The organism is Streptomyces vietnamensis (assembly GCF_000830005.1).
In the GTDB taxonomy this organism is placed as follows: domain Bacteria; phylum Actinomycetota; class Actinomycetes; order Streptomycetales; family Streptomycetaceae; genus Streptomyces; species Streptomyces vietnamensis.
Genome location: NZ_CP010407.1, coordinates 8,488,121 through 8,507,662 on the forward strand (window position 1 = coordinate 8,488,121; position 19,542 = coordinate 8,507,662).

20 protein-coding genes and 4 pseudogenes are annotated in these 19,542 nt (G+C 72.2%); 9 read left to right on the top strand and 15 right to left on the bottom strand.

Annotation, left to right across the window (positions count from 1 at the left end; genetic code table 11):
• Positions 1–61: 61 nt before the first annotated feature.
• From SVTN_RS37600 to SVTN_RS37620, 5 genes are all read left to right on the top strand, one after another.
• Positions 62–457 carry a DUF2267 domain-containing protein gene (locus tag SVTN_RS37600; protein WP_041133077.1) on the top strand — a complete coding sequence of 132 codons (396 nt, stop codon included), beginning with the start codon at positions 62–64 and terminating at the stop codon, positions 455–457.
• Positions 458–520: 63 nt separating this feature from the next.
• Positions 521–964, top strand: coding sequence for a DUF2267 domain-containing protein (locus SVTN_RS37605; RefSeq protein ID WP_041133078.1), 444 nt, complete (start codon positions 521–523; stop codon positions 962–964).
• Positions 965–1,566: 602 nt separating this feature from the next.
• Entirely contained in the window at positions 1,567–2,889 is a 1,323-nt protein-coding gene (locus SVTN_RS37610; protein ID WP_078908666.1) for an ammonium transporter, read from the top strand.
• Complete coding sequence (locus tag SVTN_RS37615) at positions 2,886–3,224, top strand: P-II family nitrogen regulator (protein ID WP_041133080.1); 339 nt, start codon at positions 2,886–2,888, stop codon at positions 3,222–3,224. Before SVTN_RS37610 ends, SVTN_RS37615 begins: the two co-directional genes overlap by 4 nt.
• Positions 3,225–3,476: 252 nt before the next feature.
• On the top strand, positions 3,477–4,784 hold the full coding sequence (locus SVTN_RS37620; protein ID WP_041134690.1) for a chloride channel protein: 1,308 nt from the start codon (positions 3,477–3,479) through the stop codon (positions 4,782–4,784).
• Between the two features lie 146 nt (positions 4,785–4,930).
• On the opposite strand, the gene SVTN_RS37625 is transcribed toward SVTN_RS37620, so the two are convergent.
• The 5 genes and pseudogenes from SVTN_RS37625 to SVTN_RS37645 form a co-directional block, all read right to left on the bottom strand.
• Positions 4,931–5,224, bottom strand: a complete 294-nt coding sequence (locus SVTN_RS37625) for an SHOCT domain-containing protein (protein ID WP_041133081.1) — start codon at positions 5,222–5,224, stop codon at positions 4,931–4,933.
• A gap of 31 nt (positions 5,225–5,255) precedes the next feature.
• On the bottom strand, positions 5,256–5,714 hold the full coding sequence (locus SVTN_RS37630) for a DUF6325 family protein (protein ID WP_174518310.1): 459 nt from the start codon (positions 5,712–5,714) through the stop codon (positions 5,256–5,258).
• A gap of 122 nt (positions 5,715–5,836) precedes the next feature.
• A complete protein-coding gene (locus SVTN_RS37635; protein ID WP_041133083.1) occupies positions 5,837–6,361 on the bottom strand; it encodes a hypothetical protein in 525 nt (174 codons plus the stop codon).
• A 327-nt stretch (positions 6,362–6,688) separates the two neighbouring features.
• A pseudogene (locus SVTN_RS45945) lies at positions 6,689–7,385 on the bottom strand (IS5 family transposase); the annotation flags it as partial.
• 52 nt (positions 7,386–7,437) lie between these two features.
• Positions 7,438–7,731 (bottom strand): SCO0607 family lipoprotein, encoded by a 294-nt coding sequence (locus SVTN_RS37645; RefSeq protein ID WP_041134691.1) that lies wholly within the window; start codon positions 7,729–7,731, stop codon positions 7,438–7,440.
• A 207-nt stretch (positions 7,732–7,938) separates the two neighbouring features.
• On the opposite strand from SVTN_RS37645, the gene SVTN_RS46720 reads away from it, so the two are divergent.
• A complete protein-coding gene (locus SVTN_RS46720; protein WP_041133084.1) occupies positions 7,939–8,214 on the top strand; it encodes a hypothetical protein in 276 nt (91 codons plus the stop codon).
• Between the two features lie 297 nt (positions 8,215–8,511).
• Here SVTN_RS46720 and SVTN_RS37655 read toward each other — a convergent pair whose 3' ends face one another.
• On the bottom strand, positions 8,512–9,087 hold the full coding sequence (locus tag SVTN_RS37655) for a TetR/AcrR family transcriptional regulator (RefSeq protein ID WP_041133085.1): 576 nt from the start codon (positions 9,085–9,087) through the stop codon (positions 8,512–8,514).
• 128 nt (positions 9,088–9,215) lie between these two features.
• Between SVTN_RS37655 and SVTN_RS37660 the strand changes: the two genes are divergently transcribed.
• The gene (locus SVTN_RS37660; protein WP_041133086.1) at positions 9,216–10,061 is read left to right on the top strand and encodes an SDR family oxidoreductase; all 846 of its coding nucleotides are present in this window, start codon (positions 9,216–9,218) and stop codon (positions 10,059–10,061) included.
• A gap of 253 nt (positions 10,062–10,314) precedes the next feature.
• Here the strand turns inward: SVTN_RS37660 and SVTN_RS37665 are convergent.
• Positions 10,315–10,973: pseudogene (locus SVTN_RS37665) on the bottom strand (TetR/AcrR family transcriptional regulator).
• On the opposite strand from SVTN_RS37665, the pseudogene SVTN_RS37670 reads away from it, so the two are divergent.
• Both SVTN_RS37670 and SVTN_RS37675 read left to right on the top strand, forming a co-directional pair.
• A pseudogene (locus SVTN_RS37670) lies at positions 10,915–12,071 on the top strand (zinc-binding dehydrogenase). The pseudogenes SVTN_RS37665 and SVTN_RS37670 overlap by 59 nt on opposite strands.
• Before the next feature lie 75 nt (positions 12,072–12,146).
• Complete coding sequence (locus tag SVTN_RS37675; protein ID WP_052499546.1) at positions 12,147–12,644, top strand: GyrI-like domain-containing protein; 498 nt, start codon at positions 12,147–12,149, stop codon at positions 12,642–12,644.
• Positions 12,645–12,768: 124 nt separating this feature from the next.
• On the opposite strand, the pseudogene pspAB (SVTN_RS37680) reads toward SVTN_RS37675, so the two are convergent.
• From pspAB (SVTN_RS37680) to SVTN_RS37715, 8 genes and pseudogenes are all read right to left on the bottom strand, one after another.
• Positions 12,769–12,954 (bottom strand): annotated as a pseudogene (gene pspAB / locus SVTN_RS37680) (PspA-associated protein PspAB); the annotation flags it as partial.
• Between the two features lie 30 nt (positions 12,955–12,984).
• Positions 12,985–13,716, bottom strand: coding sequence for a PspA-associated protein PspAB (gene pspAB / locus SVTN_RS37685; protein WP_041134693.1), 732 nt, complete (start codon positions 13,714–13,716; stop codon positions 12,985–12,987).
• Positions 13,717–13,721: 5 nt separating this feature from the next.
• On the bottom strand, positions 13,722–14,639 hold the full coding sequence (gene htpX, locus SVTN_RS37690; protein WP_078908667.1) for a zinc metalloprotease HtpX: 918 nt from the start codon (positions 14,637–14,639) through the stop codon (positions 13,722–13,724).
• A 996-nt stretch (positions 14,640–15,635) separates the two neighbouring features.
• Complete coding sequence (locus SVTN_RS45030; RefSeq protein ID WP_041133088.1) at positions 15,636–16,502, bottom strand: hypothetical protein; 867 nt, start codon at positions 16,500–16,502, stop codon at positions 15,636–15,638.
• Complete coding sequence (locus SVTN_RS37705) at positions 16,499–18,316, bottom strand: GMC family oxidoreductase (RefSeq protein ID WP_041133089.1); 1,818 nt, start codon at positions 18,314–18,316, stop codon at positions 16,499–16,501. Before SVTN_RS37705 ends, SVTN_RS45030 begins: the two co-directional genes overlap by 4 nt.
• The gene (locus tag SVTN_RS37710; RefSeq protein ID WP_041134695.1) at positions 18,313–18,726 is read right to left on the bottom strand and encodes a hypothetical protein; all 414 of its coding nucleotides are present in this window, start codon (positions 18,724–18,726) and stop codon (positions 18,313–18,315) included. The genes SVTN_RS37705 and SVTN_RS37710 overlap by 4 nt, the downstream gene beginning before the upstream one ends.
• A gap of 79 nt (positions 18,727–18,805) precedes the next feature.
• Entirely contained in the window at positions 18,806–19,057 is a 252-nt protein-coding gene (locus tag SVTN_RS44510) for a hypothetical protein (protein ID WP_159026564.1), read from the bottom strand.
• Positions 19,042–19,542, bottom strand: coding sequence for an FAD-binding oxidoreductase/lyase (locus tag SVTN_RS37715; protein WP_041133090.1), 501 nt, complete (start codon positions 19,540–19,542; stop codon positions 19,042–19,044). Before SVTN_RS37715 ends, SVTN_RS44510 begins: the two co-directional genes overlap by 16 nt.

Consider the following 19,542-nt stretch of genomic DNA (forward strand, 5'->3'; position numbering starts at 1 on the left):
CCCTCATTCCGCCCTCCGCACCCCCCATGGGCAGTCCGAAGAACAAGGGGTGGTGGCTGAGATGGCTCTGCGACGCGAGGCGTTCCTCGACCATGTGAAGGAACGCGGTGAGTACGGCACTGTGGAGGAAGCCGAGCGAGCGACCCGTGTGGTGCTCGCCCTGCTCGGCGCACACCTGGTCGGCGAAGTCCGCGCCCAGCTCGCGGCACGCCTGCCGGAGGACTTCGCCCTGATCCTCCTCAACCCGCTCCAGAGCGCCGAACCGCTGTCGCCAGAGCGATTCGTGCGGGCGACCGCAGCCTGGATCGAGGGAGCCACCGAGCAGACCGCGGCGTGGGACGTCAGCGCAGCGCTGTCCACGGTCGCCGACACCGCCGGCGACGACCTCCTCAAGGAGATCCTGCTCCAGCTCCCCGCCGGCTACGACCTCCTTTTCGGCCGCCCCCAGCCCATCTGACCACTGACTCGGTGCCGCACACCGGCACCGCCCATCCTGGCTCTACGAAAGGCATGCACCGCAGTGATCACCGACGTGCGCGCACCGCTTGAGCACCAGCAGCCGTACGGGACGGCGTACGAGCAGATGCTGGAGAAGGTCCGCTACGAAGGCGCCTACCCCACCCGCGAGAAAGCAGACGAAGCCGTCCGCCTGGTCCTGTCGGGCCTGGGGCGCGCGCTGACCGGCGACGAGCGCGTCGACCTGGCCGCCCGGCTGCCCCTGGAGGCCGCACGTGTCCTGACCGCTCAGATCCCCGACCCGCAGCCGCTGACCGGCTGGGCCTTCGTCAAGGACCTCGCCGCCCGCACCGGCGCCTCCCTCGCCACCACTCGCTGGGACACCGGCTCCGTCTTCTCCGCCGTCGCGGCCTGGGCCGGCCCCGACCTGATCACCCGCATCCTGCACCAGCTCCCCACCGGCTACGCGCTGCTGTTCGGCCGCGCGGAACTCACCCCCGCCGCGTAAGGAGGCACCCGGCACCCGGGGCGGCAGCAGGGCCCCGCCCAGATCCCCTCCGGCCGGGCCCGTAAAGGCGGAAGTCCCCGATCCGCCGCGATCGGGGACTTCAGCCCTGTCGTTCATGGCGCCCAACCGCTGTGTAGCTGTGCGTGACGATCGCCGCAGGCGTTGATTCAGTCGCATGTCGAGGGGGCGCCGGACGCATGTTTCGCCTGGCCGGACGCCCCATGCCCTGCCCTGGAAGAACCCGAGCTTCTTCGTCTGCTGGTAGTACAGGCGCGGGATGCGCGCTGACCAGTGAAAACGACAGTTTCCATGGCTTCTGGGAAGGGCCTGGTCCGGAAATGGCCCGGATCTTGGTCCGCAGTCGTCCGAGGGTGCTTGCGACGGCCGATGGCTGTGCCGGGGTTCGCCGGCAGCCGGCAGCGCCAGCATTCGTCGATGCCGTATGTCTCCCAAGCGGGGAAGTCGTCATCGGAACGAGCGGGGTGCGGCGTGAGGTTCCGGCAATCTTCGCGTCATACGAAACACAGCGGAAACGCCTGTGTACGCATCGCGAAACGCGCCGCCACGAGGCTCTCCCCCTACCCCGTAGGAGGAGACCGTTGATGCCCCTCGCCGCCCCACCCCGGCTCGACACCGGCGACACCGCCTGGCTGCTCGCCGCCACCGCGCTGGTTCTGCTGATGACCCCGGGCCTGGCTCTGTTCTACGGCGGCATGGTCCGCACGAAGAGCGTCCTCAACATGCTGATGATGAGCTTCGTGTCGATCGCCCTGGTCACGGTGGTCTGGCTGGTCGCCGGCTACTCGCTCGCGTTCGACGACGACGCCTTCGCGGGCCTGATCGGCGGCCTCGGACACCTCGGCCTGGCCGGCATCGGTCCCGACACCCTCACCGGCACGGTTCCCACCTTCCTCTTCAGCACCTTCCAGCTGACCTTCGCGATCATCACGGCGGCGCTGATCAGCGGCGCGGTCGCGGACCGCACCAAGTTCGCGGGCTGGCTCGTCTTCGTACCGGTATGGACGCTTCTCGTATACGTTCCCGTGGCGCACTGGGTGTGGGGCCCCGGCGGCTGGATCTCCCACTCGCTGGGCGCCCTCGACTTCGCGGGCGGACTCGTCGTCGAGATCGCTTCGGGCGCGTCCGGCCTCGCGATGTGCCTGGTACTCGGTCCGCGCATCGGCTTCAAGAAGGACGCGATGCGGCCGCACAACCTGCCGATGGTCCTGCTCGGCGCGGGTCTGCTGTGGTTCGGCTGGCTCGGCTTCAACGGCGGCTCGGCGCTCGGCGCGAACGGTCTGGCCGCCGCCTCCCTCCTCAACACCCTCGTCGCCGGGTGCACCGGTCTCCTCGGCTGGCTCTTCGTCGAGCAGAGGCGCGACGGCCACCCCACCACGTTCGGCGCGGCGTCCGGCGCGGTCGCCGGGCTCGTGGCGATCACTCCGGCGTGCGGCGTCGTCGGCATGCCGGGCGCGGCGGCGGTCGGTCTCGCCGCGGGCGTCGTCTGCTCGTACGCGGTCGCCTGGAAGTTCCGCTTCGACTACGACGACTCGCTGGACGTCGTGGGCGTGCACTTCGCCGGAGGTGTCGTCGGCACGCTGCTGATCGGCCTGTTCGCGACCTCGGCGATGACCGGCGGCAAGGAGGGGCTGCTGTACGGCGGCGGGCTCGGCCAGCTCGGCCGGCAGGCCCTCGCCGTGGCGGCCGTGGCGGCGTACACCTTCCTCGTCACGTACGGGATCGGCAAGGCCCTCGACCGGGCGATGGGGCTGCGGGCCTCCGCCGAGGAGGAGTTGACGGGACTCGATCAGACGGTGCACGCGGAGACCGCTTACGATCACGGCGTGCTCGGCCACGGCGGCGCGCCGCTGCACGCCGCGTCCCCCGTCACCTCGCTCGCCAAGGACAGGAAGCCCTCCGCATGAAGCTGATCACCGCGATCGTCAAGCCGTTCCGCCTCGACGAGGTGAAGAACGCGCTCCAGGAACTCGGCATCAACGGGCTGACGGTCACCGAGGCCAGCGGCTACGGGCGCCAGCGAGGCCACACCGAGGTGTACCGGGGCGCCGAGTACCGCGTGGACCTCGTCCCCAAGGCCCGTATCGAGGTCGTCGTCGAGGACGCCGACATGGAGCCCGCCATCGACGCCATCGTCCGCGCCGCCCACACGGGCAAGATCGGCGACGGCAAGGTGTGGGCGGTGCCGGTGGAGACGGTGGTGCGCGTCCGCACCGGGCAGCGCGGCCCGGACGCGCTCTGACGTACGGGGGCGGCCCCGGGTCGCCTTCGTCGGCTCCGCTCAACGGCTGAACCGCGGCGCACGCGCATAACCGCGCCGCCCTCACGGTATATACGCCCCGATATATACCCATAGCGCCATCCTGCGTCCCGCCGACCCGGGCGCCTGACGTGGTGTCGAGCCGTGGAGGACCCCATCACCGGAACCCCACCCCCGAGCCGCGCGACCGATGAGCAGGGCAGCCAGCCCCAGGAAGCCGACCTGCTGCGGACGATGCTGCGGCGGCCCGAGTACCGCAAGGCTCTGGTGTTCTCCGGGCTGATCGGCGTTCCGGTGGCGCTCGTCGCCTTCTGGTTCCTCGTGGCGCTCCACGAGCTGGAGGGCCTCATCTGGACGGACTGGCCGAAGGACCTGGGCTGGAAGCAGGCCCCCTGGTGGTGGGGGCTCATGCTGCTGCCGGTGGCCGGGCTCGTCGTCGGTCTGGTGGTCGCACGCCTGCCCGGCCGGGGCGGACACATCCCGGCGGGCGGGCTGCACGCGGGCGGGGTCACGAAGCAGGCCCTGCCCGGTGTCGTCCTCGCCGCGACGGCCGGTCTTCCGCTCGGCGCCGTACTGGGCCCCGAGGCGCCGCTGATCGCCCTGGGCGGAGGCCTCGCGCTGTTCTTCGCGGGCCTGGTCCGCGCCCCGCAGACCGAAGCGAGTACCGCGCTGCTCGGCGCGGCCGGGGCGGCGGCGGCCATCTCCGCGCTCTTCGGGAACCCGGTGGTCGGCGCCGTGCTGCTGATGGAGGTGGCCGGGGTGGGCGGGCCGCAGCTGTTCGCCGTGATGCTGCCGGCCCTGCTGGCCAGCGGCGTCGGAGCGTTGATCTTCACCGGGTTCGTCCACTGGACGGGCCTGGAGACGGGGAGCCTGAACATCGGGCTGCCCGAGCCGCCGCCGCTCGACGGCGCGGACGTGCTGTGGGTCCTCGTCGTGGCGCCCGCCGTCGCGTTCGTCGTCCACTGGGCCCTCGTGGGCGGCCGGTTCGCGGCCCGTTTCGTGGTGAGCCGGATCGTACGGAACACGGCTCTCTGCGCGGCGGGCGCGGCGGTCTGCATCACGCTCTACGCCCTCACCACCGGTCGCTCGCCCGCCGAGGCGGCCCTGTCCGGCGAGGCGACGCTGTCCGAACTGGCGCAGAGCCCCCACACCTGGTCGGTGGGCGCCCTCGTCGCGATCCTCGTCTTCAAGGGCCTCGCGTACGCGCTGTGTCTGGGCAGTCTTCGCGGTGGCCCCGTCTTTCCCGCGCTGTTCCTGGGCGGAGCCACCGGCGTCCTGCTCGCCCCCCTGCCGGGCCTCGGTCTCGTGCCGGCGATGGCGATCGGCATGGCCGCCTCGGTGACCGCGGCGCTGCGGCTGCCCGTGAGCGGCGTGATCCTGGTCGTGCTCCTGCTGGGCAACGTGGAGACGGTGGCTCTGGTGGTACTGGCCGCCGTCCTGTCCTTCGTCGTCACCGAGCTTCTGCCGCAGGGCCCGCGCATCCCCGCCTTCACCGAACGCCCGAGCGGCCGAACGCGCCGTCCCTCGCCCCGGCGGCCATGAGCCGTTCGGGACGAGGGACGGCGCGGTGGCTCCGGCGGGCTCAGGAGCCGAGCCGTAGGGGACGGAGAGCGGGCGCGCTCCTTCCGGCGGCCGGAAGCCGCAGGGGCGCGGGCGGCTCGCTCGGGCGTCAGGAGCCGACTCGGGCGTCAGGAGCCGAGGAGCTTGCTCTTCTGGGCCGCGAACTCCGCCTCGGTCAGCACGCCTTGTTCCTTCAGCTCGCCGAGTTCCTTGAGCTGAGCGATCTTGCTGCTCATGTCGTCGGCCGGGGCGGGGGCCGCGGCCGGCGGCGGGGGCGGGGGCGGCGGTGCGTACTGTTGCGCCGGAGCCGCTTCCTGCTGGGCCCAGCGGCCCGCCTGGCGTCGCGAGACCCTGTTGGAGACGGCGGTCGCCGTCCCGGCCACCACCGCGGTGCGCGCCACGCCCCGAAGAAGTCCTGGCATGTCGATCCTCCTTGACTGTCGTCCGTCGGCGTCAGGCGGCGGCGCTGCCGCCCGATTCCTCCATGGCGTCCAACGAGGCCAGCAGGGCCTGCACGGGGATGCGCCCACCGGCCACGAGCTGCGCACCGCCGCGCCGCAGTTCCCGCGCGAGGGGCGCGGCCCAGAGGTTCTCGTAGATGATGATGCCGGCCGAGTTGCCCGGCTCCAGGGCCGCCCCCGCCTCGTCGAGGTCGTCCTGGCCGAGGAGCCCTGACGAGGAGCCCTCGAACACGGCCAGGTCCAGCTCGCCGTCGGCGTCGAAGTCCCCAAGTTCCAGGCCGACGACACTGCCGTCGGCGTCCTTCCGGACGAACGTGAGGTCGAGAATGCGGATGATGCCTCTGTCGACCAGATCGAGGAGGAGGGGCAGTCCCTTGCCCGTCATACGGTTGCCGGGAAACTCGATGACCAGGTAGTCCACCGGCCCCATGTCCTCGAATTCATCGCTCATGACCACTCCACACGCAGTTGGGAAGGACTTGACCGACCCCGTCCCGTCCGTGCCGCGTCTCGACGGACGCCCCGGACGCAGTCCTGTCCCCATTGCAGCATCGGCCGGTGCGCCTCGCACGTTCACGCCGAGCCTGTGGAGGCGACGAGCCCGACCCGGAGGCGGTCGGGAGGCGTCGACTGCGGCCCACGCGCAGGCCGGGGGCCCGGGCTGCGGCCCGACGTGGCCGTCCGCAGCCGGTACGACAGCGGCTGGTCGGCCTGCGGGGAGTCGATAGTCAAGGGAACGCCGCCGACGGAGTGGATCAGGTCGTAAGGGGGAGCTTCCCGCAGGTGGTCGACGGCGCCGGCGCACACCAGGCGCAGCCCCGGGGTAGCGGGCGAGGGCGCGCCGGTGCTGGGTGGGGGAGGCGTCGACGGCGGTGACGTGGGCACCGAGTGCTGCCAGGTGGGTGGCGTGCCGACCGGCCCCGGCCCCGAGGTCCGGGACGCGCAAGCCGACGACGGCGCCGAGCACGTCGACGCCGGGGCCGACCCGGGGACGTCCCAGGCCCAGTCGTCCAACTCGGGCAGGTTGAAGGTACGAGTGAGCTGGTGCCGGCCGTAGAGAGTCCAGATCTCGGCGATGTGCTTCTCGATGTCCGGCACGAGGTGCTTCCTTCCGTTCGTGCGGCGGGCGGTCAGGGGCGCAGTGTGTAGCAGCGCAGGAGGTCGAGGTCGGCGGTGCGCACGACGGACCAGCCGGTCGTGAGCAGTTCGGCGTCCGCAGACGAGATTCCGAGCTCGAGGAGGGCCGGGTCGGTGGTCGTGCGGCAGCCGGAGGTGATGCTGGTATGGCCGTGGTCGCTGAGGGTGTTGATCGCCCGTTCGACGGTGTTGCGCTTCTTGTAGCGGTCCTTTTCGAAACCGGGCGGTCGGCTCCGGAGCTGCCGCGTCGGACCCGGTTGGCTGCCTGGTCGGCCTCCTCCGGGATGACGTGCTGGATTCCGCGTCTGCGTAGGTAGCGGCGAGTTCGGCGGTTGCTGTAGCCCTTGTCGGCACTGACGCTGTCCGGCCTCGTACGCGGCTTACCCCAGGCCAGCCGTGGCACGCAGATCCGGTCCATGACCGCCTCGAACGGGTGCAGTCGGCGCACTGCCCGGGCGTGATGACCGGCGAGAGCACCCGATAGCGGCCGTCCGCGCCCAGGTGGATCTTGGTAGTGAACCCGCCGCCCGATCGGCATAGCGCCTCACCTCCCTCACCACCTCCGCCAGTCGGTCGATCAGTTCCGCCCAAACCCGAGCGGCTCTGACCACCTGGGCGGATCCCCCTTGATGGCGGGCGACGGAGCGCGCCGGGCGCCTGCGGCCTGGTGGTGTGCGCGCACGGACGTCGAGTCGACCGAGACGTCCCAGTCGATCTCGCCGGCCGCGTCCGCCTCGGCCTGGACCCGCCGCAGGAGCATCTCCCACGTTCCGTCCGCCGACCAGCGGCGATGCCGTTCATAAACGGTCTTCCAGGAGCCGTAGCGTTCCGGCAGATCACGCCACGGGACCCCGGTCCGGACCCGGAACAAGATCCCGTTGATCACCCCGCGGTGATCGCTCCACCGGCCGCCACGCTACCCCGACGCCGGCAGGTGCGGCTCCAACCGGCCCCACTCGGCATTCGTCAGATCACCCCGCCTCATCCGGGAACAACGAGCCGCTAATCCGACCGTCACATGATCCGCCGGACACCCCCTAGTGGGTGTCCCAGTACACGTCCCACTTGTCGCCGACCTGCTGCGGCACCTTGCCCTCCGGGTACCGCACGAAACCGACCGGAGGCTTCTGCTCGTCCGAGACGCAAGCGGACCCGGTACCGCCCACGGACATGGCGGGGTACTCGCCGCTGCCGCAGATGCCCTCCTGGTGCTCGATGCCGGCGCATCCGGTGAGGGCCACGACTGCGCCCGCGCCGGCGAGAGCAGCAGTCGCGAAGCGAACCCTCCCAGGACGCAGGGCAATGGAGGGCCCGCTGATTCTGCGGCACATGTGCACGATGGTCCCCAGTCGCTCGGCCTGCCCCGCTCTCGCCGTCGTATCGCTGCCATGACTTGAGTAGTCGTATTCAGAAAGGCACGCATGAATGCCCAACAGGCCGCATTCGTAGAGGAATTCTCAGCCGTCGAGGAGCTCGCAGGGGTATGCGGGGTAGGAGCGGCTGGGAATTGCCGAGTGGCGACAGAAGCGGCCCTGCCCGTGGCACCCGACGGCGCGGCCACGGGACGGGCCGCTGTCCCCGTCACGATCGCGACCGCCGCCGGCCACGATCGCGCTGTTGAGCAGGAGGGGGAGTGCGGTCAGGTGTGGCATGAGGAAGAGGCTGCCGAGAACGGAGTCGGGCGTATGCACAGGCGTGAGGCCTTGGATGGCGACGAGATCTCGGCCGTGGCCTGGACGGCGATCACGATCAACGTGTTCGACCGGACCTCGATTCTCGGCAAGCACCCGCTAAGGGACTCTCCCGCCCGCTGAACCGCTACGGGGCCGCCGCCCATCCGGCATCCGGGACCGGGAGCCGCCACGGGGCCACCGCGCCCGCGGCGAGCAGGGCGAGCGCCACTCTCCCAGGATGGGGGAGAGACCGACCTCCAGCAGTACGGCTCCGACAGCGCGAGGAACATCGCAAGGACGGACAGGATCCGCCGACCGGGCCGGAGTGTCGCCCTGCCGGTCGGGCCCAGTCGGCGGCGAGTCCGGTCAGGGTGAGCACGGTCGTCGTCGGTCGGCCCTCGGCACCCGGCCCGTCGAGCACGAGCGAGCAGACGTGGGTTACCCGTCCACCCCATGGCGAAGCCCGTCGAGGAGCAGGTCGAGGAGACGACCGGACCGGTCCCGCTGGGCCGGAGAGCTGGTGATCAGCGCGACACCGGCGAGGCTGAGGCCGACGTCGAAGGGGTCGATGTCCGAGCGCAGGAGACGGGCGTCGGCTCCCGCGCGGAGCAGGGAGCCGATCGCCGCGCCGAGCCGGTCGAGGGTCTCGGCGAAGGGGTCCGCGCCGGACGCGACGGCGGCCCGCAGGGCGTCCGCCATGCCCTGCTTGGCGGCCAGGTAGTCGATGAACCGGTCCATCCACAGGCGCAGGGCCCGGTCCGGCGGGAGGTCGGCCAGCAGCTCGGCGGCGCTGTCGCAGACACGGGCCAGCTCGTTGCGGTAGGCGGCCTCGACCAGGGCCTCGCGTGTGGGGAAGTGGCGGTAGAGCGTGGCCGAGCCGACGCCGGCGGCCTTGGCGATCGCGTCGATCGGAACATCCGCACCCTTCTCGGTGAAAGCGCGTACGGCCGCTTCGAGGATGCGCTCCCGGTTGCGGCGGGCATCGGCGCGCAAGACGCTCGGCTGGGTGGTCAAGGCTGCTCCCTTCGTCGGGATCCAGTCTATCTGGACAACCGGGGAGTTCCCCGGTTAGCCTCTCGGTTAAATGGGGAGTTCTCCGGTTATGGGCCGGCGCTCCGTTCGACAGACAAGGAAACCCCTTGATGACCAGCGAAAAGACCGTCCTGATCACCGGTACGTCCTCCGGAATCGGCCTGGCCGCCGCCGTGGCCGCCGCCCAGGCCGGCTGGACCGTCGTCGCCACCATGCGCGACACCGGAAAGGCCGAGGCCCTGCTCAAGGCGGCGGCCGAGCACGCCGTCACCGACCGGATCCAGGTCAAGCGCCTGGACGTCGTCGACCCCGACAGCATTGCCACGTGTCTGGACGAGGTGATCGCCGAGCACGGCCGCCTCGATGCGCTGGTCAACAACGCCGGCGCCGCGCAGGTCGGCACCATCGAGCAGATGAGCCTCGACGACGTCCGCGCCGCCATGGAGGTCAATTTCTTCGGCGTGGTCGCCGCCACCCGTGCCGCCCTGCCGCACCTGCGGGCCTCCCGGGGCCGGGTGATCACCGTCACCAGCGTGGGCGGCGCGGTCGGACAGCCCTTCAACGAGGCCTACTGCGCGGCGAAGTTCGCAGTCGAGGGCTTCATGCAGTCGCTCGACCCCGTCGCCGCCACCGTCGGTGTCGACGTCATCGTGGTCGAACCGGGCGCGGTGGCCAGTGAGTTCGTCGCCAACATCGGCTTGGACGTCCCGGCCCTGCTTGCCGCGGCCGGACCGTACGCCCCGGCCCTCCAGGCCTACGTCGCCCGCACTCAGAAGTCCTTCGGCAACGCCCAGACGCCGTCCGAGGCCGCGGCCTCGATCATCGAGGCCCTGACCGGGGACCGGCCCCCGTTCCGCGTCCAGACCTCCGAGTGGGCCCGCGAGTTCGTCGGCACCACGCTCGCCGACCTCGACGGCTCCGCGGTTCAGGCGCTCACCCGCGCCTGGCTCCGCTGAACGGTTCCGCGGCAGCGGACGGAGGGCCCGCTTGCGTTACGGCGGACGGCCTCACGGGCGGGCGGCGCGCAGGACGAGGCCCGAGGGGCGAGCGGCGGTGGCTGCCTCGAAGCCGTCGACGGCGTCGACCGCATCAGTTGCGGCGTGAACAAGCCGCAGCTGCTCCGGCTCGGCGTCCGGCCTTTTCTGCTCGGTCCGTCGGACCGGTGCGCCCGCAGGGGTGCCCGGGTGCCCCAGTGATGCCAGGGCCTGATCAGGTGTCCGCGCGGGCCGTGTCGGTGAGTTCGGCCGGCTCCGCTGCGTACAGCTGGGCCGGATCGAAGCCCATGCCGGTGAAGTGGCCCGCGAGTTCCAGGGACAGCGTCCCGTGGAGACGGGTCCAGAAGGCGAGGGCGCGGCGGAGAGCCGCCGGTGGGGTCGGGTGGGGGTCGGCCCACTGCCGGTGGGCGGCGAGGTGTGCGTCGAAGGGGTGGCGGCGGGGGTGTCGCCGTCCGACGGTGCGGCGCAGGCGCCGAACAGGACGCTCATGATCTCCCGGGTGATCCCGGTGACGTCCTCGGGCGTGTGGTGGCCCGGCACGGGCGTGCCGTACACGAGGAAGTAGCGCTGCGGGTCGGCGAGTGCCCAGTCGCGCAACGCGTGCGCGGTGATGTCGGCGCCGTCCGCCGCGGCGGCGTGAAACGTGTCGGCGAGGCTGCGGTCCGCGTCGCGGATGAGTTCGGTGATCGGCTCGTCGTGGCCGGCGAAGTAGCGGTAGAGCGCGGGGCCGCTCATCCCCAGCCGCTTGGCGGTGGCGTTCAGCGAGAGCGCCGAGGCCCCGGCGTTCGCGATCTGCTCCCAGGCGTGCTTCTTGATCTCCGCACGCACCTGGTTCCGGTACCGCTCGCGCGGGGTTGCCGTCGTTTCACCCACCGCTCATCACACGTCGCTCTCGCCCTGTCCCTCTGCCCGGCACCGCCGAGCCCGAGGAGCTTCGTCTGCGGCACTGCTCCGTGGCCGCTGCCACGACCAGCCGCCGTTCCCCTTCGTGCCGGGCCACGATCTCGTCGGCATCGTCGCGTCGGTCGGTGGGGGGCGTCGACGCCCGGCTCGTGGGCCGCCGGGTGGCCGCGCTCGTCAAGGTCGGCGGCTGGGCAAGCCACGTGGTCGTCGATACGGCGGACGTGGTGCCGGTGCCCGACGGCATCAGCGCGGCGGAGGCCGAGGTGCTCGTGGTCAACGGGATCACCGCCTGGCAGATGCTGCACGGCACGGCACAGCCCGGGTGCGGGCCGGCGCGACGGCCCTGGTGCCCGGGCGAACGGAGGCGTCGGCACGGTCCTCGTCCGGCTCGCCCGCGCGGCGGGTGCCACCGTGATCGGCACTGCCTCGGCCCGGCACCACGACGCCCTGCGCGCCTTGGGCGTCACTCCCGTCGACTACCGGACGGAGGACGTGCCCGGCAGGGTCCGGGAGCTCGCGCCCGGGGGAGTGGATGCCGTCTTCACCCACATAGGCGGCCGCAGCGTGCGTGACTCGTGGCGACTGCTCGCCCCCGGGGGCACCCTCGTGTCGTACGGCAGTGCCGCCACGCGCGACAACACCGGCTCCAGGCAGTGGCCGGTGCTCAAGATCCTCGGCCGGGTGTGGCTGTGGAACGCGCTGCCCGACGGGCGCCGTGCGTACTTCTTCGCCATCTGGGCCGGCCGGGCCTTCGCCGCCGACCGCTTCCGCACCCGTTTGCGGGCCGGCCGGGCCTTCGCCACCGACCGCTTCCGCACCCGTTTGCGGGCCGACCTCACCGAGGTGTTCGCCGCCCAGCGGCACGGTGAGATCACGGCCCGGGTCGCCGCCGTCCTGCCGCTCGCGAGGGTCGCCGAGGCGCTGCGGTTCGCCGAGCCGAGCACGGGACGGGCACGGGACGGGCACGGGACGGGCACGGGACCGGCAAGGTCGTCCGCACCCCGTGAGGCCTCACGACATGAAGCCTCGGGCCGCACGCGGCGGATGCGGCTCCGGGCGCGGCGATGACTTTCCGACGCGCATCCGGTCTGTACGTTCCCAGTACGCCGTCAACGCGGATCGGAGCGTCGGAACGACATGGGCATGCGTAGCGACCACGACAGCAACACCCCGGACCCCGAGCAGCAGCCCCGGCTCGTGGAACTCGAACCCGAGACCACCGCCGTCGTGCGTGGCGTCGTGGCCCTCAGCGAAGTACGGACGTTCTTCGACGAGGCCTTCGCGGCACTGGGGCGGGTGCTGCGGCGGCAGCAGGTCCCACCGAAGAGTGCCGCGTTCGGGATGTATCACGAGGGACCGGGGGAGAAGCGGGACCTGGAGGTCGGGTTCGTCACGGGGCGGGAGGTGCGGGCCGAGGACGGGGTCGTCACCGGTGAGCTCCCGGGCGGGCGGGTCGCGCGGGTGACGCATCACGGCGGGTTCGACGGACTGGGGGAGTCCTGGGAACGACTTGGGGCCTGGATCCGGGCGCAAGGGCTGCGGGGCGGTCAGGACCGGTGGGAGACGTACGTGACGCAGCCGACGGCGGACACGGACCCACGGGACCTGCGGACCGAGCTCAACTGGACGATCGCCGACTGACGGCGCCGCACGATCCGTACGGGCGAGCGCCCCTCGTACCGCCGCCGCCTCGTCGTCGGCAGCGGCGGACGCGCACGGCCCCACGCCGTAGCGGCCGACCGGGTACGGCCCGGCCGGACGGCGATCAAGGCCCCTGGAGCCGCTCCGCCCCGCCGAGCCCCGGCGCGCCCCAGACCGGGAACCACCGCTCCATGTCCGGCTCCATGGCGAGGTCGCCGGCGAGCAGGCCCCTGACCTGGAGCTCAAGGGCGTTGTCTCGGCTCTCGGCGCGGTCGGTGCGCGGCGCGAAGGGGTAGAAGGTGCCGCGCTTTGATCTGACAAACGGCACTTCAGAGGGGGCTCAGCCAGCCGTGCCGGGGGCGTCCCACAGCGGGAACCAGCGGTCCAAGTCCGGCTCGATGTGGAGATCGTTCTTCAGCAGGCCGGCCACCTGTAGCTCCAGCGCGTTGTCGCGTTTGTGCTGGCCACGCAGTGTACATAGCGGATAGAAGGTGCCGCGTTTGTAGAGGTACACGAGTGCGAGGTCGTGTGCCCGGTGCCCGTCGGCTTCCGGATGAGCCGTCCACGCGCCCTCCGTCCGGACGCCCTCTGTCCGGACTCCCTTCGTCCCCGGGCCTTGTGCTTCGGCCGCCGGGGCGCGGAACGCGGTCAGGGAGCAGAGCAGATTGGGGCCGAAGCCTGCTTCCTCAAGGAGCGCGTTGACCGCGTGCAGGTCATTGACCAGCGTGATCAGGTCCTCGGAGGGACGTCGTACGGTGAGCCAGGTGTAGCCGTACGCGTCCGAGGTGTACGTCACGGGGTACGCCCCCGGTCCAGTGCTCCGGCCCTCGCCACCGCCCGCACCCCGATCGGGTCCGGCCACCGCCTCGACGTCGAGGAGGTCCCGTACGTCTCCCTTCAGGCGCGCGAAGGCGCCGCCCTCCACCGCGGCGAAGCACACCGACCCGGCGCCGGCCGGGACGAAGCCCGTGCCCGCCTGAAGGGTGAGCGCCGCGGCCGGGAGTCCGAAGAGCCGGTCCAGATCGGGCCGGACCGGCCGGCTGCGCCCGAGGATGCTGTCGAGAAGTCCCACCGCCGTCACGCCCCACCGAGCTGCGCCGAGATCCGGGTGAGCTGCTCAAGCCGCTGCTCCAGGGTGGGGTGGGTGGAGAGCAGCCGGCTCAGGCTCTCCTTGGAGGAGAAGGCGGGAGCGAACCAGAAGGCGTTGTACGGCTCCGCCTTGCGCAGGTCCTTCGTCGGGATCCGGGCCATCTCGCCGCTCACCTTGGTGAGCGCGGAGGCGAGCGCCGATGGGCGGCCCGTGAGGAGCGCGGCGGCACGGTCGGCGGCCAGTTCGCGGTAGCGGGACAGGACGCGGGTCAGGAGGAAACTGATGACGTATACGGCCGCGCTGACCACGGGGACGAGGAGCACGGCGAGGCCCATGGTGCTGTCCCGGCTGCGGCCGAGACCGCTGTAGAGCGCGACCCGCGTCATCATGCCCGCGAGGACGCCGAGGAAGGACGCGATGGTCATGACCGCGACGTCCCGGTGCGCCACGTGCGACATCTCGTGCGCGAGGACCCCCTCCAGCTCCTCCGGCTCCAGGCGTCGCAGCAGGCCGGTCGTGACGCAGACCAGCGAGGTCTTCTCGCCGCGGCCGGTGGCGAACGCGTTCGGCACGTCGCTCTCGGCGATCGCCACCTTCGGCTTCGGCATGTCGGCCAGCGCGCAGATCCGGTCCACGGTGCCGTGCAGTTCGGGTGCCTGCTCGCGGGTCACCTCGCGTGCTCCCATGCCCAGCGCGGCGATCCGGTCGCTGAACCAGAACTGCCCGACGAACAGGGCGCCCGTGATCAGCAGGATGATCGGCCAGGAGCCGCGCAGCAGTACCAGCAGGACGCCGACGAAGACCACGTACAGCAGGCCGATCAGGAACATAGTCGTCGCCATGCGCGTCGCGAGCCCCCGGTCGGGGGCGTAGCGCGAGCGGGACGAGGACCGGGTTCTGGGCATCCGCGCACCCTCTTCCACGAGCGGGCGGGGCGGGCGAACCCCGGACGGGGCAAGGCCTCCGCCCCCTCCTGCCAGTGTGCTCCCCCGCACGCCGGAACGGACGCCCGACGCCCGGTCGGACCGGGCCCCCTGCCCCGGTGCCGTCCTCCCCCCTGGCCCTCGACCGCTTGAACCGCTTCCCCGACGCTCGCGACTCCGATCGCGGTGCTTGTCCCGAGGCCACGACTGTCTCACCGAGGGTGGCGCCGGACAGGACCTACGCCGTGTTTTAGAAGTCGTGGACTTGTCCGGGTGGCCGTCCGGGAAGTGCCGGATGGCCATCCAGATGGTGAGGTCGCGGGCGATGTCGCCGATGCTGGTCGCCGTGGTGACCTCGTACTCGCAGCGGTCGGACGCGGGGACGGCCGGGTCCGGTGCGGGGGACTCGAATGTCTTCCAGGACGAATGTCTTCCAGGACGGCGGTGAACTGAGGACTGTCACCGCGCTGACCTGCGGTGACCAGCAGAGACAGAGGCCGCCGGCCCTGCTCGCAAGCCAGGTGGACCTTGGTGGTGAAGCCTCCCCGGGACCGGCCCAGGCCGTGCTCGTCGGGCTCGGTGCGGGTTCCGCCCGGCGGTTCGTTCTGGGCCTGTCCGTCGCGGCGGGCGCCCGCGGCATGCTGACGGGCCCGGCAGATCGTGGAGTCGACGTTGACCTCCCAGGTGATCAGCCCGGCCGCGTCGTGCGGCTCCGGCCCGGGTTCGAGGCCCGCGCGGTCGGCACCGGGATCCGCGGCGAGGGCCGTGTACCAGTCCCACCACTGCTGATCGTTCCCGCCCCACGGGACTGGTCCCTGAACTCCCCGCTCGGTCTCAGGTGTTGTTCCTGTGGGCTGTCTCCCTGGTGAGCCTCGGGCGGAGCGCTTCCCGGGGTCCTACCCGTCGAAGATCCGATTCCTGCGGGGACGGCTGACCGTCCCCGTCGGCGTCGGCGCGCGCGAAGGACTGCTCCAGAGCTCAGAGGCGCGGCCTTGTCGGCAGGTAGTACGGGCGGTTGTGGGCGGCCACCGGCGGTGACTGGTACGTCCAGACGCCGGCCGCGGGCACGTCGGCGCCGAGGAGGGCGCGGACGTCGCGGCCGAGGTCGGCGTCCGGGGCGTGCACATGGACGCGGGTGCGTCCGGAGTGTTCGGGGGCGGACAGGTCGTACCAGCGGTAGGGCTGGTAGACGTTCATGGGGCCGGCGAGCAGGCGGCCCTCGCGGTCGGTGCCGTAGCCGGTGATCGGCGCCGAATTGGCGGCGACGGCGGCGAGGCCGTCCAGCCTCGCGGTGAGGTCGAGCAACGGGGTGTCGTCCTGCTCCAGGGTGTCGTCCGGGCCGATCGCGGCCGCTTTGCACCGTACGGTCCAGGTGTCGCCCGCCGGTCCGTTGAGGGACGGCAGGGCGACCTCGAACCAGCCCGGGTACTTCGGCTCCGCGTACAGCTCGCGCCCGGCCCTGATCGCGAAGGGGTTGTCGCACACGACATGGACCCGGGCGATGCCGAGCAGCTTCGTCTGGTCCCAGCCCTGCGCGTACTGGGCGTAGGACAGGCGCGGCAGCCGCGCCTCCTCGGCGGTCGGGAAGGCGATGACGTTGAACTCGATCTCCTGCGTGACGCCCCCGCCGAACGCGTACTGCGCGAAGTACAGCTGGTAGTTGAGCGAGACCAGTGCCCGCCCGTCGTCGAACGTGGCCGCGGTCAGGCCCGGGTGGTGCTTGGCGAGCAGCTCGCGGACCGGGTCAGGGGCGACCAGCCAGTCGAGGCCGACCTGATGCAACGCGCCGTAATGGAAGGGGAGTTGGAAAGGATCGGCCACGGGCGGCAGGGACAGAGGGGTCATGCGGAGGCTCCCGGGGGTGATGAGGCGGTCGATGGGATGGGCGGGGCGGAGGGCGAGTCGAGGGGGACGGGGCGGTCGCGGGCCGCGAGGTCGGCCTCGACGCGCTCGGCGCTGCGCAGCGCGAGCGCGGCCATGGTCAGGGTCGGGTTGGAGGTCGCGACCGAGGGCATGCTGCCGCAGCCGACCGCGTACAGACCGGGGTGGTCCCAGCAGCGCTGCCAGGCGTCCACCACCGACGTGGCGGGGGAGTCGCCCATGATGTGGGTGCCGGCGGCGTGGCCCGCACCCCGGTAGCCGTACGTACGGCCCCGGTGCTCGAAGCGGCCCGGCCAGGCCGCCACCGGAGCGTAGTCCGTGTGGTCCTCGGCGCCGAGCAGGGCGAAGATCTGCTCCGAGACCGCCCGGGCCGCCGCCATGCCCTCCTTCACGTGCTCGTCCAGGTCGTAGGTGACGAGCGGGCGGGGCAGGCCCAGGGCGTCGCGCTCGGTCGGGTGGAGGGAGACCCGGTTCGCTGGGTCGGCACCCTGCTCCATCTCGAACTGCAAGGTGAACTGCCGACGGATCCGGTCCCCGACCGCTTCCCGTAACTCCCGCCCGAACAGGCCGCGTTCGGTGAGGAAGTGGTTCACGTCCGTGTCGACGGGCCCCTTCGCCCAGATCCAGCCCCACGTCCCGAACTCGATCCGGAACGGCGCCCGCAGCCGCCTCCCCGGCCCGGCCCGGAAGCCCTCGAAGCCGGAGACGGAGCCGGGGCCCCGGTAGGGCCCGGTGTCCTGGGGCAGCAGCCCCCAGGTCAGCAGGACCGGATGGTCCATCAGATTCCGGCCGACCTGGCCGCTGCGGCCGGCGAGCCCGGAGAGCAGCAGTAGTCGGGCGTTCTCGACGGCGTGCGCCGCGAGCACGACGACATCGGCGTGCGCGACGGACACCTCCCCGTCGTACGAGCGGTACTCCACGCCCGTCGCCCGGCCGCGGCCGTCGACGAGCACCCGGCTCACCACGGACCGGTCCCGGAGCGTCACCGAGTCGCTCCACCGCCCCTGGGTCTTGAGCGGGGTGTACTTCGCGTACGAGGGGCAGTGCGGGATGCACGTCGCGTTGCCCACGCACCGGCTGCCCGGGTCCGGCCGCCCGTCCCGCCCGCGCGGAACGTAGCCGCGGCCGCCGTCGTAGCGCGGGTCGGGGACGCCGTTGCGCGCGTGCGGGGTGCCGACCACCCGCAGCTCGACGTCGCCCAGGGCGACGGGGTCCTTGACGCGCCGCCCGTCGAGGCGAGCCGCGAAGAGGCGGTCCAGACGCGCCGCGGGCAGCGGCCGCATGGGGAAGACGTAGTCGTCGGGCAAGGGCAGGCCGACGCGCTCGCGCTGCTCGTCGGCGTCGGCGGCCACCCCCAGCTCCCGCTCCGCGGCACGGTAGTGGGGTTCGAGGTCGTCGTAGGTGAACGGCCACCGCCGCCCGTATCCGAACGACTCGGTGTCGAAGTCCTCCGGCAGCATGCGCGGCGCGAGACCGGTCCAGACGTTGCCGGTGCCGCCGTTCACGCGGACGTAGCCACTCGCGTACGGCAGGGGGCCGTCCTGGAGGAGATGGCCGCCCGCCCGGAAGCCGGGGGGTCCGTCGGTGCCGACGAGGTCCGCGGCCTCGGGCCAGGGGGCCGCCGGATGGGCCCGGTACGGGAGGCCGGGCGCCGGTTCGCCGTCGCCCGCGGCGCCCGCCTCCAGGACCAGGACCCGCCGCCCGCGCCCGCCGAGGTGGTGTGCGACGAGCGAGCCCGCGACACCGGCGCCGACGACGATCACGTCGTACCGCGTCACCGGCCGCTCCCGTCGGCCGGGTCGGCCCGTCCGCCGACTCGCGCCCAACTCCCGTACCCCTCGGGATCGGTGGCGGGGACATTCAGGCCGGCCGCCTTCCACACCAGACCCTCGGCGTAGGCGCGCGGGGAGACCAGGACCGGCGGCGGGCCCGGCCAACTTCCCGTGTACCAGAGGTACGTGACCGCCCGGGCGGCCGCCCGCAGGTCGCCGTCGATGCGGTCGAACAGCACTTCGTACGGCTCCCGCAGCTCGCCGAGGAGCCGTGCGTACCGCTCCGCGCCGAGCCGCTGCGCGGCGAACGCCCGGTAGACCTCGGTCAGGCCGGTGGCCTCCAGGTCCGCACCGTCGAAACCGGTCAGCCGCGCCGACACGGCGCTGAAGCGATGTGTCTCGTCTGTGATGGGCACGCGGGCATCGGTGCCCGGCTGCCCGAGGGTCCATACACCGCGCCCCCGGAAGGGCTTGATCTCGACGCCGGACGCTCCCTCACAGGACTGGCGCTGCACGGCCTGGCGTTCGATGTGCGTCCATATGCGTGCTGCGGGGTGACCGGCCCGCGAGGCGGTCGAGGTGACGCTGGACGAGTCTCGCGAGGGCGGGCCCGTGTTCGCGGCCGAGCGGCGCGAGCTCCGGAGGGAGGACGTAACCGTCCGGCATGCGTGCGTACGTCTGCTCCATGAGCTGCCGGTAGGCGTGGGCGAGCAGACCTGACCAGTCGCCGGTCAGGGGCGGGCGCATGCGGGACTCGGCGGCGAGGGCCGCGCGGTGGCCGCCGCCTCCTCGACGGCGTCGGCGGCCGTCCAGTCGGCGATCGGCTTCCGGTCCGGCCGCCACGGGGCCGGCCAGGGGCTCGGCGTGCCGCGCAGGATCCCGGCGGTGAGCTCCTGGGCGATCAGCGGGGAGACGTGCAGGCCGTCTCGGTGCGTGCCGGTGGCGCCCCACAGGCCGGGGCGTCCGGCGTCTCCGAGGAGGGGACGCCCGTCGAGTCCCACGGAGCGGTTGCCGTGGTGGACCCGGTCGATCTCGGCGTCCGAGAGACCGTGATGCAGCTGGTCGAGACCCGCGTCGAGGAGGAAGCGCATGGCGCCGGCCGCCCGCGAGGCGCCGATACCGCGCTGCCCCGACAGCAGGATCCGCAGCCCGGGGTCGGCACACGCCAGCGCGTACGCGATCGACCTGCCCAGCACCCCCGCGCCCACGACCACCACGTCGACGTCCGCCAC

Bases quoted from the DNA above. Each gene is read 5' to 3' on its own strand.
- SVTN_RS37600 (WP_041133077.1), top strand. From the start codon at position 62: ATGGCTCTGCGACGCGAGGCGTTCCTCGACCATGTGAAGGAACGCGGT.
- SVTN_RS37610 (WP_078908666.1), top strand. From the start codon at position 1,567: ATGCCCCTCGCCGCCCCACCCCGGCTCGACACCGGCGACACCGCCTGG.
- SVTN_RS37615 (WP_041133080.1), top strand. From the start codon at position 2,886: ATGAAGCTGATCACCGCGATCGTCAAGCCGTTCCGCCTCGACGAGGTG.
- SVTN_RS37620 (WP_041134690.1), top strand. From the start codon at position 3,477: ATGCTGCGGCGGCCCGAGTACCGCAAGGCTCTGGTGTTCTCCGGGCTG.
- SVTN_RS37625 (WP_041133081.1), bottom strand. From the start codon at position 5,224: ATGCCAGGACTTCTTCGGGGCGTGGCGCGCACCGCGGTGGTGGCCGGG.
- SVTN_RS37630 (WP_174518310.1), bottom strand. From the start codon at position 5,714: ATGAGCGATGAATTCGAGGACATGGGGCCGGTGGACTACCTGGTCATC.
- SVTN_RS37645 (WP_041134691.1), bottom strand. From the start codon at position 7,731: ATGTGCCGCAGAATCAGCGGGCCCTCCATTGCCCTGCGTCCTGGGAGG.
- SVTN_RS37660 (WP_041133086.1), top strand. From the start codon at position 9,216: ATGACCAGCGAAAAGACCGTCCTGATCACCGGTACGTCCTCCGGAATC.
- SVTN_RS37675 (WP_052499546.1), top strand. From the start codon at position 12,147: ATGCGTAGCGACCACGACAGCAACACCCCGGACCCCGAGCAGCAGCCC.
- htpX (WP_078908667.1), bottom strand. From the start codon at position 14,639: ATGCCCAGAACCCGGTCCTCGTCCCGCTCGCGCTACGCCCCCGACCGG.
- SVTN_RS45030 (WP_041133088.1), bottom strand. From the start codon at position 16,502: ATGACCCCTCTGTCCCTGCCGCCCGTGGCCGATCCTTTCCAACTCCCC.
- SVTN_RS44510 (WP_159026564.1), bottom strand. From the start codon at position 19,057: ATGCGCCCGCCCCTGACCGGCGACTGGTCAGGTCTGCTCGCCCACGCC.